Genomic DNA, 13,802 nt, shown 5'->3' on the forward strand with positions numbered 1-13,802 from the left:
CCCTCACGACCCGCCCCGCCGATGTCCGCCCTGCCGATGTCCCGCCCGCCGACTCCCGGCCCGTCTTCGACGGCGCGTCAGGGGACGTGGACGGGATCGGCGATCGGCCGATGAGGGAAGTCGAGGCTTGGGGCCGCGGTCTGCCGGAGCGGGTGCGGGAGGTCCGGGATCGCCCGGTGCGGTTCCTGCAAGAGCGGCGGCACAAGGTGTTCGACCGCAAGGACAAGGCCGTCCGGCATGTGAGGGAGATGGCCGACGCGGCCGGGATCCCGCGCGTGCGGATAACGGATGTCCGGTCGGACGTGCCCATCGTGGACGGGCTGGTCCGCGAGATCGCGGACGCGCAGCCCGTCCCGCCGGGCGAGGAACCGCCGGCCGAGGCTCAAGAGCAGCCTGCGGCCGGCGATGGGATCGACGCGGGCGGCGAGGCGCCAGGTGGCGCCAAGCCCGCTCCGAACGTACAGCCGTCCCCCGCGTCCGGTGCGGATGCGGGAGACGAGGAATCGGGCCACTGCGCCGGGTGCCAGGGGGACCAGCGTGCTCCCGGGCCCGTGCCGCCGTCCGGCCAGGACAGCCAGCGGAGCGCCGGCGGACCATCGTTCGCCCCGATCGCCGATCTCCGGCACGGCCTCTACGCGGCGGCACCGCCCGCCGTGACCGCGAGCACGTTCCACCGCACGGCGCTGACCGACGTGTCCGCGCCCGGCGGCCCGTCCGTCGTCCCGGACTAGGAACGCCCGGCCCGTAGCGGCCGCTCCCGGACGGCCCGCGCGCCATCGAGCGCGCCGCCCGTCCCGATCACCTTCCACGAACTTTTCCCGGATACGCAACGGCCTCGCACGGCCGCTGCGAGCTGCGCCCATCCGGAGGGTGCCGCGCAGCGATCACCACCGATTCACCCAATCGCGAAACAGGACAGGAGTAACACCATGCGCAAGTGGGCAAGGAACACCGGCCGCGCCGCCCTGGTGGCCGCGGGTGCCGTCGCCGCCGGGGCCGCCTTCGGCCCCACCGGTGCCGTCGCGGACACGACGTCCGGCAACTTCAGCGTGCTCGGCGGCAACCAGGTGCACGCCCCGATCTCCATCCCGATCGAGGCGAGCGGCAACGCCGCCGCCCTGCTCGGGGCGGCCCAGGCCCAGTCGATGGGCGGTGCCAGCGTCGAGGGCGCCCGGCACGGCGGCGGCGACGGCATGCAGACCTCGGGCAACTTCTCGATCGGCGGCGGCAACCAGATCAAGGCGCCGATCAGCATCCCGGTGGACGTCTGCGGCAACGCCATCGCGATCGTCGGGCTCGCCAAGGCCCAGTGCAAGGGCGGCGCCAGCGTCTCGTCCGGCGGGTCCGACCACGGCCACGGCCACGGCCACGGCTACGACGCTCCGGGGTACCGGACGGGCGCCGGCTCGGGCGGCCACGGCGGCTACGGCCACCACCACGACACCCGTGACGGGGGCATGCAGACCTCCGGCAACTTCAGCGTCCTGGGTGGGAACCAGGTGTACGCGCCGATCAGCGTTCCGGTGAACGTGTGCGGCAATGCCGTCGCGGTCCTCGGGGCGGCGCAGGCGCAGTGCAAGGGCGGCGCGTCCGTCGAGCGCAACACCGACAAGCCGAAGATGAAGACGTCGGGCAACTTCAGCATCCTGGGCGGCAACCAGGTGTACGCGCCGATCAGCGTCCCGGTGAACGTGTGCGGCAACTCCGTCGCGGTCCTCGGCCTGGCGCAGGCGCAGTGCAAGGGCGGCGCGTCGGTCGGGGACCCCGACGACGAACTGCCGCCCACGCTGCGGACGGTGCAGAAGAAGCGCAAGATCCACAAGCCGTCCGTGAACCTGTCGGCGGTCGGGAAGAAGCTGACGTCGAAGCTGCGCGGGAGCGGCTCCCGCACGGCTCCGGCGGCTCCGAACTACCGGACCGCGGACGGCCTGCCCGCCGTGCAGGAGTTCCTGGACTCGCTCAAGAAGAGCGTGTCCGTGCCCGGGGTGGACGTCAAGCCCGGGAACGTCGGCCCGCAGCTGCCGGCGCAGGGTGGCGAGGCGCCGGTCGAGGTCGGCTCCCCGGTCCTGAACTGAAGCGGGACCGAAGCGGGACTGAAGCAGGACTGATTCGGCGCGGGTGACGATCCGCAGCCGATGGTTCTCTCGCCCAGGGGCCCTTTACCGTTCGGCCGGCCGAGGGTGAGAAGAACCCATTGAGGTGAGGGGGCGGCAGACGTGCCGCCCCCTTTTCCGTTACCTGAACTGTGAGCGAATGTGAGTGTCCGCTGTCCGGGTAGCCGTCGCTTGTGCGGCGGCGGTCCCGGTCTGATCCGCTGTGGCGGTGCCGGGTTCCTGTTTCACGGGCGGTTGCCCGGCGAGGCCGGGTCTTACATCGCCTCCGCAGGCGTTTTGGCTCTCCGCCCCACTGGCGGCGAGGTCACGCAGGTTGATCGCGGCGTTGACGTCCCGCCCGAGGGTCAGGCCGCACGCGTCGCACCGGTAGGTCCGCTCGGACAAGGTGAGGCTTGGCTTTCGCCCACCGCAGCCCGAGCAGGTCTTCGAGGACGGGAACCAGCGGTCGGCCACGATCAGCCGACCGCCGTTCCATCCGGTCTTGTAGTCCAGCATGCGCCGGACGGTCCCGAAACCGGCGTCGGAGACGGCTCTGGCGAGGCGCCGGTCGGCGAGCATGCCGGTGACATTGAGGTCTTCGACCACGATGGCCTCGTACCGGGCGGCCAGGTGCGTGGCGAACCGCGCACGAACACTCACATTCGTTCACGTTCCACCCCGGCAGTTGCGAACCCTATCTATGGAGGTCGACCATGCTCGGTCGCAAGTCCTTCGCGGCGGCGGCACTAGCCGTGTGCTGCGGCTCGTCTCTGCTGGGCGTCCCGCAGGCGCAGGCTCGGACGGCGGTCTCCGCCGCTCCGGCCGAGGCTCCCGCGGGGCGGGAGGAGGGCACGCTGATCGCGCGCCTGAGTATCCCGCGGATCGGCCTGAAGGCCGAGGTCAGGGAGGGCGTCGGCGGGTCCGTGCTGCGGCGCGCCGTCGGCCACTACCCGGGGACGGCCCTTCCCGGGCAGAAGGGCAACACGGCTCTCTTCGGCCACCGGACGACCTGGCACCGCCCGTTCTACAAGCTCGACAAGATGCGGCGCGGCGACCGGATCGTCCTGCGGGCCGGCCGGACGTCCTACGTCTACAAGGCGAGCAGCAAGCGCGTCATCGAGCCGGACGACAAGCGGGTCCTGGAGCCGGTGCCCTTCAAGCGGAACAGCGCGCCGGACGGCCGGTACGTCACGCTCATCACCTGCACCCCGAAGGGCTCGGACCGCTACCGCCTCGTCGTCGTCGGCAGGCTCCACCACAAGAAGCGCATCCGATAGCAGTCGATCATCGCCGGTATGGGCCGGATGCTGGACGGCGTGCCGTGCCGTGCCCGCTCGCCGCTCAGCGTCCGCCGTAGAGGGCGATCAGCCCGTCGTAGTCGCCCTTGCCGAGCGTGGCCGGTCCGCTGTCACACGACGCGAGGGACGGCGTCATGGTGAGGTTGACGTGATCGGCCCCTTCGACGTGATCCAGGCCGAGGACATGTCCCGCCTCGTGCGTCGCGACGGCCTCGACCGAATAGCTTCCGGCCTCGCACGTCCCGTCCGACCACCACTTCTTGCCCTGCTCCTGCAACGCCATGTCGGTCTCGACGGTGGTCTCCCCGTCGAACCAGATGCAGGTCGCGGCCAGGACGTTGCTTTCCGCGCCCGTCATGGCCAGCCAGCCGAACGTGTTGACCCGGTTCCGGTTCCCGCAGGCGGCGTCCCCGGTGATGTTCGGGGGATCGTCCGACTGTCCCGTGTTGCGCTCGCCCACGTCCGGCGGCGGCGTGAAGCGGCCCCCGTCCACGCAGTCGGTGCGGGCGTTGACCATGTTGGACATGCCCTTGGCGATGGCGGTCACCGGGAGCCCGCTCGTCCCGGGGTGGTAGTTCCAATCGACCGTCGTGCCCTTCGGCCACTTGCTGGGTTCGAGCCGGTGCACGCCGTCCTCGCACGGGTCCAGCGGCGCGCGTGATCCGCGGGGCCGGCCCTCGGGCACCCGTCCGCCCTTCGAGGTGATGGTGATCTCGCCCGCGCCGTCGTCGACCTCGATGCGCAGTTCGGCGCCGCCCGTGGTGCGCATCGCGTGCGCGACCAGCGAGGTCCCGTCGGACGGGACGACCGCGGCGAGCCCGTTCGCGCCGCGCACGGTCCGGCCGCGCAGATCGCAGTCGGTGATCTTGACCTGCTGCGGCATCGTGCGGGTGGACAGCGTCCCGCCGGGCTTGCACCAGGCGGGGGACCGCTGGGCGGCCAGGGCGGTCCCGCCGGACGACACCGTGCACGCGAGCGCGGCCGTCACCGCCGCGGTCACCGCCACCGGCCGGGACGCGCGTGAGAATCCGGGCATATCAGTTCTCCGATGTGTGGGAACGTCCTTTGGCAGTCTTGCGCGGACACGGGAAAAGGAAACCGTGGCTTTCTAAAATGATCACCATCATGTGCGGGATGTCCGCCGCAAATATGGGGCGATGGGAAATTGCTGCGGAAAAGTGCCGAAGAAGTGACATCGAGCGCCGGGTAAGTCTTCGGCAAACCGTTGACAATAATCGTGTAAACGTGTTTACACCGCACCTATTCGGAAACCCAGCAAGTAATCCGGCAACTCGGGATCAACAGAACAAGGGCGTCGGTGTCACCGGCGTCCGACCGAGATTCACCGCTACCGAGAGGCGGGTACCGCCCTCCCCTCACCCCCCGCCGTCCGGCAGCGTTTTCACGGAAGCAGAGGTGTTCAACGTGCAGGCGCAGACACAGGTGCGGGAACTGATGGGCATGAGCGTGACCGACACCAACGGGACGAAGGTCGGCACGATCAAGCAGGTTTACCTCAACGACGACTCCGGTGCCCCGGAGTGGGTGACCGTGCACACCGGATGGTTCGGGATGCGGGAGAGCTTCGTCCCCCTTTCCGGAGCACGCAAGAACCAGGACATGCTGCAGGTCCCGTACGACAAGGAGACCATCAAGGGTGCTCCGAACGTGGACGCGGACGAGCACCTGTCGCATGCGCAGATCGTGGACCTCTACCGGCATTACGGCGTACGACCGCCGGGTGGACGCCGCGACGAGACGGGCACGTCGTCCGGCGACCGCCGCGTGACCGGGTCCGAGGGCAAGACGGGCGCCGAGGGCAAGGCGGCCACCGAAGACAAGACCGGCACCGGCACCGGCACCGGCACCGAGGGTGCCGCCGGCAAGGCCGCCGCTGCGGGAGCGGCGGGCGCCGCGGGCGGAGCGGCCGGCACCGCCGGGATGGCCGTCCGGCCCGAGAAGACAGAGAAGACAGAGAAGGGAAAGAACCAGGACATGCCGCCGCAGTCGGCGCGCGAGAGCGCGGAGGCCCCGATGACCGAGATCATGCGGTCGGAGGAGCGGATGCGCGTCAACACCGAACGGCACGAGACGGGCCGCGTCCACGTGCACAAGTGGATCGAGACCGAGATGGTCGAGCGCACGATCCCCGTCTCGCATGAGGAGATCAAGATCGACCGCGAGCCCATCGCGGACGGCCGGCCGAGCGCCGAGGTGACCGTCTCCGAAGAGGACCTGGAGATCATCCTCTACGAGGAGCGCCCGGTCGTCGCGAAGGAGGCCGTCCCGGTCGAGCGCGTCCGGATCCGCACCGAGCAGGTGCAGGACGAGCAGACGGTCCGCGGCGAGCTCCGCAAGGAGCGCGTCGAGGTCACGCGGGACGAGGAGATGACGACCGAGCGGGGGGAGGCCGGTCGCGGCGAGCGCGGCCGCCCGTCCGGGTAACCCCGCCTGACCGCGACCACGAGCGCGCCCGGCCGAGTCGCCCACCCGCCGACCGGCCGGGCGCCCGCGTGCGCGCCCGCCGATGACCGGGTGTGGCCCCGCGGTTAATAGTTAGGTTTCTTGACAGGTAAGCGGAGCCGGGGGAGGTTCCTGGGTGACGACGTCACCGGCGCAGGGGTCATGGCCGTCCGGGCGAGCCATGACCCCGGGTCCCGGCGTGCGGTCCGGCCGGGCCGCGCGGCGTCAAGGAAGCGACCCAGGAGGGACGACTTGCGACACCCCCACAGACGCGTCACCGCCACCCGGATCGGTCGGTCACTGGTCGCGCTCGCGACCATCGCCGCCCTCCCGTCGGCCATCGCGGCGCCGCCCGCGCTGGCCGGCTCCCCACCCGCCGCTCCGGCGGACGCGCCCTACCTCGACGAACGGCTCCCCGTCTCCAAGCGGGTCGACGACCTGCTCGGCCGCATGACCCTGGAGGAGAAGGTCGGCCAGATGACGCAGGCCGAGCGCGGCGCCATCGACGGAGACCGCGACCAGATCACGGAACTGAAGCTCGGCTCGGTGCTGTCGGGCGGCGGCTCGGTGCCCGCGGAGGGCAACGACCCCGGCGCCTGGGCGGACATGGTGGACGCCTACCAGTCGAAGGCGCTCGCCACCCGGCTGCGGATCCCGCTGCTCTACGGGATCGACTCGGTGCACGGCCACAGCAACCTCGTCGGCGCGACGATCTTCCCGCACAACATCGGGATGGGCGCCACCCGCAACCCGCGCCTGGTCCGCGAGATGCAGGAGATCACCGCGAAGGAGACCAGGGCGACCGGGCCGCAGTGGTCCTTCGCTCCATGCGTCTGCGTCGCCCGCGACCTGCGCTGGGGCCGCACCTACGAGGCCTATGGCGAGGACCCGAAGCTAGTCCAGAAGATGGCCGTCGGCATCGAGGGACTCCAGGGCCGCCACCGGTGGGACCTGAAGAGCCCCAGGCACGTCCTCGCGACCGCCAAGCACTACGCGGGTGACGGCGACACGGTGTTCGGCTCGTCCACCACCGGGGACTACACGATCGACCAGGGCGTCACGGTCACCGACCGCCGGACGTTCCAGAAGATCAACGTGTCGCCCTACGCCACGGCCGTGAAGAAGCACGACGTCGGCAGCATCATGCCGTCGTTCTCCAGCGTGGACTGGACGGAGGACGGCGTCGGCAACCCCGTCAAGATGCACGCGCACAAGGAGCTGCTGACCGGCGTCCTCAAGGGCAAGATCGGCTTCGACGGCTTCCTCATCAGCGACTGGGCCGCCATCCAGCAGATCCCCGGCGACTACGCCACCCAGGTCCGGACGTCCGTCAACGCGGGCGTCGACATGTTCATGGAGCCCAACACGGCACCGCAGTTCGTCGAGACGCTCCTCGCCGAGGTCCGCGCGGGACGCGTGAAGATGTCGCGCATCGACGACGCCGTCAGCCGCATCCTGAAGGCCAAGTTCGAGCTCGGCCTGTTCGAGCGCCCGTACACCGACCGGCGGTACGCCGGCACGATCGGCTCGTCGGCGCACCGCGAGGTCGCCCGGCAGGCCGTCGCCGAGTCCCAGGTCCTGCTGAAGAACTCCGGGCGGGCGCTGCCGCTGAAGCGCGGCGACGACATCTACGTCGCGGGCGTCAACGCCGACGACATGGGCAACCAGGCCGGCGGCTGGACCGTCACGTGGCAGGGGCAGTCCGGCGACATCATCCCCGGCACGACGATCCTGGAGGGCATCGAGCAGTACTCCCGGAACGTCACCTACAGCGCGGACGCGTCGGCTCCGACCTCCGGCAGTGACGTCGGCGTCGTCGTGGTCGGCGAGACCCCGTACGCCGAGGGTGTCGGCGACGTCGGCAACGGGCACACGCTCGACCTGTCCGGCGCCGACAAGGCCAACATCGACAAGGTCTGCGGCGCGATCGAGACCTGCGTCGTCCTCGACGTCGCGGGCCGCCCGCAGATCGTCACCGACCGGCTGTCCAAGATGGACGCGTTCGTCATGTCCTGGCTGCCGGGCAGCGAGGGCGCGGGCGTCGCGGACGTCCTGTTCGGCAGGCGCCCGTTCGAGGGCCGCCTGCCGGTGACCTGGCCCCGCAGCGAGGACCAGGAGCCCATCAACGTCGGCGACCGCGGCTACGACCCGCTGTTCCCCTACGGCCACGGCCTGCGGACCCGCCGGGGCCACCGCTGACCTGACCGGGACCCCCGACACGGGCCGGCCGCTCAACCCCCCGGGAGCGGCCGGCCCGCTCCCGTCCGTTCCCGCCCCCAACCATGCGATCGTTTACCGTGGGCTCCGGTGGAGAGGCTGCCCTCGGCATCGCGAAGGAGGGCCTGTGGAAACCGAGCCTCGCGTGGCGTTCGTGCTCGGGGGCGGGGGCGTGCTCGGCGCGCACGAGGTCGGCATGCTGCGGGCGCTGCTGGAACACGGCGTCCGTCCCGACCTCGTCGTGGGGACCTCGATCGGCGCGCTGAACGGCGCCTTCGTCGCCGCCGAACCGGACACGGCGGTCGAGCGGCTCACCGGCCTGTGGTCGGACGACTCCGTCCGCGAGGTGTTCGGCGCGCGGGTCTGGACGCGGCTGTGGACGCTCGCCCGCTCCGGAACCCACCTGCACTCGAACGAACCGCTGCGCCGGATGCTGGACGAGCTGCTGCCCGCCCGCACGTTCGAGGAGCTGGCCGTCCCCTTCCAGTGCGTCGCGGCGGGAATCGAGACGGCGATGGCCCACTGGTTCACCGACGGGCCCCTCAACCCGGCGGTGCTCGCCTCCTGCGCCGCGCCTGGCCTGCTGCCGCCCGTCCGGATCGGCGACCGGCACTACTTCGACGGCGGGCTCGTCCACAGCATCCCGGTCGGCCGCGCCGTCATGCTCGGCGCCACCACCATCTACGTCCTGCACGTCGGGCGCATCGAGCGGGCCCTGCCGCCGCCGCGCCGCCCCTGGGAGGTCGGCATGGTCGCGTTCGAGATCGCGCGGCGGCACCGCTTCTTCGAGGAGATGTCGAGCCTGCCGGACGGCCTGGACGTCCACGTCCTGCCCGCCGGGGGCGGACCGCAGAAGGCCGGGGTCGACCTCGCGCAGGTGCGGTACAGGAATATGTCGGGAATCCGCGCCCACATCGAACGCGCCTACCAGGCATCCTTGGAGTACCTCAAAGAACGGGCGTGAGATGATCCCTCCCCCCTTCGTCCGCCGTCTGGTCTTCACACCGCTGCTGTTCCTCCTCACCCTCCTGGTCGTCGTGGTGTTCCCGGTCGCCTACGCGGTGGCGTTCGTCCTCGGGCGCGAGCGCAGGCGCGCCACCCGGCTGCTGTGGTTCACGCTCGCGTGGGGGACGCGGGAGTCGGTCGCCGTGCTGGAATGCGCCTGGCTGTGGTGCCGCCGCCGGACCCGCGACGACCGCCACTACGACATCATCCGCCGCTACGTCGCCGGCCCGTACTCGGTCGCTGAGCAGCGGCTCGGCCTCCGCGTCGAGATCGAGGGCGAGCGCGAGTCCCCCGACGAGACGGACGGGCCGGACGGAACCGGCGGCGACCGCCCGCTGATCGTCCTCAGCCGCCACGCGGGCCCCGGCGACGCGCTCCTCCTCGTCCACCACCTGCTCAACGACTACGGGCGGCGGCCCCGCGTGGTCATGAAGGCGCAGCTCCAGTTCGACCCGTGCATCGACATCGCGGCGAACCGCATGTCGAACGTGTTCGTCTCGCCCGGCAGCTCGGCCATCGACGACATCGGCGGCCTCGCCGCCGGCCTCGGCCCCCGCGACGCGCTCGTCATCTTCCCCGAGGGCGGCAACTTCTCCCCGGAGCGCCGCCTCCGCGCGATCCGGCGGCTGAGCCGGCTCCGCCGCGCCGAGGAGGCGGAACGCGCCGCCCGGATGCGGAACCTGATGCCGCCGCGCCCCGGCGGCGTGCTGGCCGCGCTGGAGTCCGCCCCGTCCGCCGACGTCGTGTTCGTCGCGCACACCGGGCTCGACGACATGGCCACGGTCGCCGACATCTGGCGGCGCGTCCCGCTCGCCGGGCCCGTCCACGCCCTGTGGTGGCGGATCTCCGCCGAGGACGTCCCGCTCGACCGCGAGTCCCGCACCGACTGGCTGTACACGCAGTGGGAACGCGCCGACGCCTGGATCAGCGCGAACCGGAGATCGGTACAAACCGGGCACCTGCCCCGAAGTGACATCATGGATCCATGAGCGACGAGGGGACGGTGCGGGTCGACATCTGGCTCTGGTCCGTGCGCCTGCTGAAGACCCGCTCGATGGCGACGACCGCCTGCCGCGCGGGCCATGTCCGCGTGAACGACGAGCGCGCCAAGCCGTCCACCTCGGTGAAGCCCGGCGACGAGATCCGGCTCCGGCACGGCGGGCGGGAGCGGATCGTCATCGTCCAGAAGGTCATCCGCAAGCGGGTCGGGGCACCGGCCGCCGCCGAATGCCTCATCGACAAGAGCCCGCCCCCGCCGCCGCCCGAGGCGCTCATCCCGGTCGGCCGCCGGGAGCGCGGAGCGGGCCGTCCCACCAAGCGCGACCGCCGCGAGCTGGAGCGCGTCCTGGACCGCTACCGCACCATCAACGACCCGCCCGCGGACGACTGACCTCACACGGCTGACTCACAGGGCCTGCGGCGCGGACCGGCCGAGGGACGAGCCGTCGGAGCCGAGCGCCTCCACCACGACGTTCGGGGCTCTGCGCAGCGTGACGGCGGTCTCGAAGCCGGTCCGCCGCTCGGTCCGCGCCACCGCCGGTCGCGACCGGACTGACCCGGTGCGGAATCGCCACGCGGCCACGTCGGTGGCGCCGTTCCAGCTCACGTGGACCCGCATCCACTCGTCGTCCACCGGGGTCACCACCACGGCAGGACTTGCCGACGGCCGCCCGGACCAGGGGGAACGGTAGGCGCGGTACGAACCGTCCCCGACACCGGTGATCTCCAGGACGGGCCTGCCGTCGGCGGCGAACTCCGTCACCGCGGACGTCGAACCCCAGCCGACGAGCGCGTTCCCGCCGGGCAGCATCTGCATGTTGCCCATGTACTGCCCGTAGGTCTCGCCATCGCCGAACTCGCGGACGAGGGACACCTGCCGGGCCGTCTCGTCGACCTTGAGGACGAGCCCCCGCGAAGGTCCGTCGCCGACGTCGGTGATCTGGTTGTCGAACAGCGAGATCGTCCCGTCCGGCTGCCTGCGGGCGTCGTGCTGCCAGGCGAACTCGACGTCCGCGCCGATCGCGAAGTCGCTGCGGTTGCCGCCGAGCCGCCAGCGGACGGCGCCCGTGCGGCGGTCGAGCGAGTAGAGGGCGCACGAGTTGCGCGCCGACAGCAGCAGGGTCTCCCCGTCGTCCTGGACGGAGTTGAGGTGGATCGGGTCGAACGGCTTGCCCGCACTTCCGTCGGCCCCCTCGGCCAACGGGGTGAGCGTCTCCCCGATGTCCAGATGATCGAGGGCGCTCCAGTCGAGCAGCACCTCGCCCGTCCTGACGTCGACCTCCTGGACCCGGTTGTCGAGGACGCGGCCGTCGCGCGGGCCGCCGATCGGGCGCATGTCGGCGGCGACCTCCGGATAGGCGATGAGCAGCGCCGTGCCGCGGCCCGTCAGCACGAACTCGTGCAGGTCGCCATGGACGTCGTTGCCGGTGCGCACCTCGGCGACGCGCCGGTAGTCCTGGCCGAGGACGACACCGACCCCCCTCCCGTGCCCGCCGGTCCTGCGCTCGCCCTCCCAGTAGGTGAGCACCCGCTCGCCCTCGTAGGTCTGCACCCGCACGTCGGTGATCAGCCGGTCGGACGGGTAGATCCAGACCGGTTCCCCGCGGTCGTCCACGATGAGGGCGTCGGCGGCGTCCGTGCCGCGGAACGGCGCGATGAACAGCAGCCCGTCCGCCGTCCGGCCGAGCCGCCGCGCCTCCAGGCCCGGCGGCCGCACACCCGGCATGGTGACGTAGGCGTCGCCGCCATCGCCGGGCGCGGGCCCGGCGTCCCCGGCGTCGGGACGGAGGGAACCGGCCCCGCTGAGGAGCGCGGCCCCTCCGACCAGGCCCGATACAAGAAAACCGCGACGTGTAGGGCTCATGCCGGTCTTTCTACCTTTCGGCACCTAAAAGCCCCATTAGCCGGGGAAAACGTCTCCACAGGCCGCGCTGCCCACGGCGGCTTGGGAGATCACCCTGACGAACCCGGCACCCGCGCGACCCACGCGCCACGCCTTGCGAACCGTCACAGCTCGCTGAGTGGCAGTAGCAGCCCGCCGGTCAGGACAGGATGCCCGCGGCACGGACGTCGGTGAGCCAGGACGGGAACTCGTCCATCAAGGAGTCGTAGAGCTCACCGTCGGCGATGGCGCGCGGGTCGGACCCCGCCGGGAAGAAGGCGGCATTGTCGACCGCGCGCTTACGCGGGACGGGCAGGTCATCGAGCTTGCGCAAAAACTTGAACTCGTCGTCCCCGAAACCGATGAACTGCCAGAAGATGGGGAGCGTGGAAGATTCGCACAGTATCTTCTCCGCCTTGGTCCGGGAGTCCGGGGAACCGTCCGTCTGGAAGATGACGAACGCCGGAGCGGCCGGCGCGGCGGCCCGGTAATGGTCTATCACCGCCTCCATGGCGGCCGCGTAGTTGGTCGTCCCCATATGCCCGAGCCGGTCGTGCTCCTCGTTGATCCGGCCCTGGTACCGGGTCAGGCTGACCTCCACCACGGGGTGCGCGCCCTTGTCGAAGAACACCACGGGAACCACGCCGTCGTCGTCCAGATGCGCCGCCAGCGCGAGCGCCTGCTCGGCCAGATGCTGGACGGTTCCGTCCTTGTAGTAACGACGCATCGAACCGGACCGGTCGAGCACCAGGTAGACGGCGGCGCGCTCACCGTGAATCCCGCGCTTGTCGAGATTGACCTTGGCGGCCTTGTAGAGATCGACCAGACCAGGCGCGGCCGACTGGACCTTGTCCAAGCTGATGGGCATTGAGCGATGCTCCTACCGGGGGTCGTCCGAACGGACCAACAGCATGCACGCTCACGCCGTCTCACGTGGGCGAATGGCCCACGGCGGCCACGGGCCGGCGGGGAGCCGGGCTCACGCTGAACCGGACGGCGCCTTGCTCAGGTCCACCACGCAGAAGATGTTGCCGTCCGGGTCCGCGAGGACGAGGAAATCCGGGTCCGGCGGATACAGATCCCAGTCGACCCTGGTCGCCCCGAGACCGATCAGACGCTCGACCTCGGCCTCCTGCTCGGCCGTCGTGTCCACGAACAGGTCGAGGTGGATCCGGGGATGCGGCTCGGCGGGGGACTCGCTGAGCATCAGGCCCAGCGCGTGACCCGACCCGTCCGCGTGGTCCAGCGTCCTCCAGGTCGCACTCTGCCACTCCGGGGTGTCGACCAGGTCGAGCGCGGCCGTCCAGAACGCCACCGCGCGCGGAATGTCGTCCACCCCGATCACCGGAAACCCGAGCCTCAGCATGCCCCCATCCTAAAGAGCGACCCCGCCGCGTGATCGTGGCGCACGGCCGAAGGTGCAACCGCATGCTGAAAGTCATTGAAACTCACATGACCATGACCGCTGGACCATGCTGTAAAGTCTCAAACCGGTGATCATTCTTGCGTCCAACTGACCTCGCGCGCGAGCACTGCATCTCGACCCAGGCGGTCCGCAACTACGAGCGCGACGGGTTCATCCCGCCCGCCGAACGCACGCGCAGCGGCTACCGGATCTACACCGATGCGCACGCGGCGGCACTGCGCGCCTTCCTGTCCCTCGTCCCGGCCCACGGCCACGCGGCCGCCGGCCAGATCATGAACGCACTCAACCACGGCCGGCTCGACGACGCCCTGACGGCCATCGACCGGGGCCACGACCAGTTGCTCCGCGACCGCGGCACCCTCGGCGCGGTGAGGGAGGCGGTAGACCACCTGACGGCGGAACCCGCCCCCACCCCCCAC

General features: G+C 71.0%; 13 protein-coding genes and 1 pseudogene. 9 read left to right on the top strand and 5 right to left on the bottom strand.

Annotated elements, in window-relative coordinates:
- Both E1285_RS46000 and E1285_RS36855 read left to right on the top strand, forming a co-directional pair.
- Window positions 1–731: pseudogene (locus E1285_RS46000) on the top strand (hypothetical protein); the annotation flags it as partial.
- A 198-nt stretch (window positions 732–929) separates the two neighbouring features.
- On the top strand, window positions 930–2,075 hold the full coding sequence (locus E1285_RS36855; RefSeq protein ID WP_132159226.1) for a chaplin family protein: 1,146 nt from the start codon (window positions 930–932) through the stop codon (window positions 2,073–2,075).
- Window positions 2,076–2,234: 159 nt separating this feature from the next.
- Here the strand turns inward: E1285_RS36855 and E1285_RS36860 are convergent, their stop codons facing one another.
- Entirely contained in the window at window positions 2,235–2,753 is a 519-nt protein-coding gene (locus E1285_RS36860) for an RNA-guided endonuclease TnpB family protein (RefSeq protein WP_132159227.1), read from the bottom strand.
- Window positions 2,754–2,806: 53 nt separating this feature from the next.
- On the opposite strand from E1285_RS36860, the gene E1285_RS36865 reads away from it, so the two are divergent.
- Window positions 2,807–3,370, top strand: a complete 564-nt coding sequence (locus E1285_RS36865) for a class E sortase (RefSeq protein WP_132159228.1) — start codon at window positions 2,807–2,809, stop codon at window positions 3,368–3,370.
- A 64-nt stretch (window positions 3,371–3,434) separates the two neighbouring features.
- On the opposite strand, the gene E1285_RS36870 is transcribed toward E1285_RS36865, so the two are convergent.
- Entirely contained in the window at window positions 3,435–4,427 is a 993-nt protein-coding gene (locus tag E1285_RS36870; protein WP_132159229.1) for a matrixin family metalloprotease, read from the bottom strand.
- A gap of 389 nt (window positions 4,428–4,816) precedes the next feature.
- Between E1285_RS36870 and E1285_RS36875 the strand changes: the two genes are divergently transcribed.
- The 5 genes from E1285_RS36875 to E1285_RS36895 all read left to right on the top strand — a co-directional run bounded on the left by E1285_RS36875 (window position 4,817) and on the right by E1285_RS36895 (window position 10,466).
- On the top strand, window positions 4,817–5,836 hold the full coding sequence (locus E1285_RS36875) for a PRC and DUF2382 domain-containing protein (RefSeq protein ID WP_165966915.1): 1,020 nt from the start codon (window positions 4,817–4,819) through the stop codon (window positions 5,834–5,836).
- A 270-nt stretch (window positions 5,837–6,106) separates the two neighbouring features.
- A complete protein-coding gene (locus E1285_RS36880) occupies window positions 6,107–8,053 on the top strand; it encodes a glycoside hydrolase family 3 protein (protein ID WP_243723304.1) in 1,947 nt (648 codons plus the stop codon).
- A 145-nt stretch (window positions 8,054–8,198) separates the two neighbouring features.
- Window positions 8,199–9,035, top strand: coding sequence for a patatin-like phospholipase family protein (locus E1285_RS36885; protein ID WP_243723305.1), 837 nt, complete (start codon window positions 8,199–8,201; stop codon window positions 9,033–9,035).
- Window position 9,036: 1 nt separating this feature from the next.
- Window positions 9,037–10,065: a 1-acyl-sn-glycerol-3-phosphate acyltransferase gene (locus E1285_RS36890; protein WP_132159232.1), complete on the top strand. Its 1,029-nt coding sequence runs from the start codon at window positions 9,037–9,039 to the stop codon at window positions 10,063–10,065.
- Entirely contained in the window at window positions 10,062–10,466 is a 405-nt protein-coding gene (locus E1285_RS36895) for an RNA-binding S4 domain-containing protein (RefSeq protein WP_132159233.1), read from the top strand. Before E1285_RS36890 ends, E1285_RS36895 begins: the two co-directional genes overlap by 4 nt.
- 15 nt (window positions 10,467–10,481) lie before the next feature.
- Here E1285_RS36895 and E1285_RS36900 read toward each other — a convergent pair whose 3' ends face one another.
- The 3 genes from E1285_RS36900 to E1285_RS36910 form a co-directional block, all read right to left on the bottom strand.
- Complete coding sequence (locus E1285_RS36900) at window positions 10,482–11,939, bottom strand: arylsulfotransferase family protein (RefSeq protein ID WP_132159234.1); 1,458 nt, start codon at window positions 11,937–11,939, stop codon at window positions 10,482–10,484.
- Window positions 11,940–12,117: 178 nt separating this feature from the next.
- Window positions 12,118–12,825, bottom strand: coding sequence for a VWA domain-containing protein (locus E1285_RS36905; RefSeq protein WP_132159235.1), 708 nt, complete (start codon window positions 12,823–12,825; stop codon window positions 12,118–12,120).
- Between the two features lie 111 nt (window positions 12,826–12,936).
- Window positions 12,937–13,323, bottom strand: coding sequence for a VOC family protein (locus tag E1285_RS36910; RefSeq protein ID WP_132159236.1), 387 nt, complete (start codon window positions 13,321–13,323; stop codon window positions 12,937–12,939).
- Between the two features lie 137 nt (window positions 13,324–13,460).
- On the opposite strand from E1285_RS36910, the gene E1285_RS36915 reads away from it, so the two are divergent.
- A partial coding sequence (locus E1285_RS36915; RefSeq protein ID WP_132159237.1) for a MerR family DNA-binding transcriptional regulator occupies window positions 13,461–13,802 on the top strand: 342 nt, incomplete at its 3' end.

The sequence above is a fragment of the Actinomadura sp. 7K507 genome, assembly GCF_004348425.1.
In the GTDB taxonomy this organism is placed as follows: domain Bacteria; phylum Actinomycetota; class Actinomycetes; order Streptosporangiales; family Streptosporangiaceae; genus Spirillospora.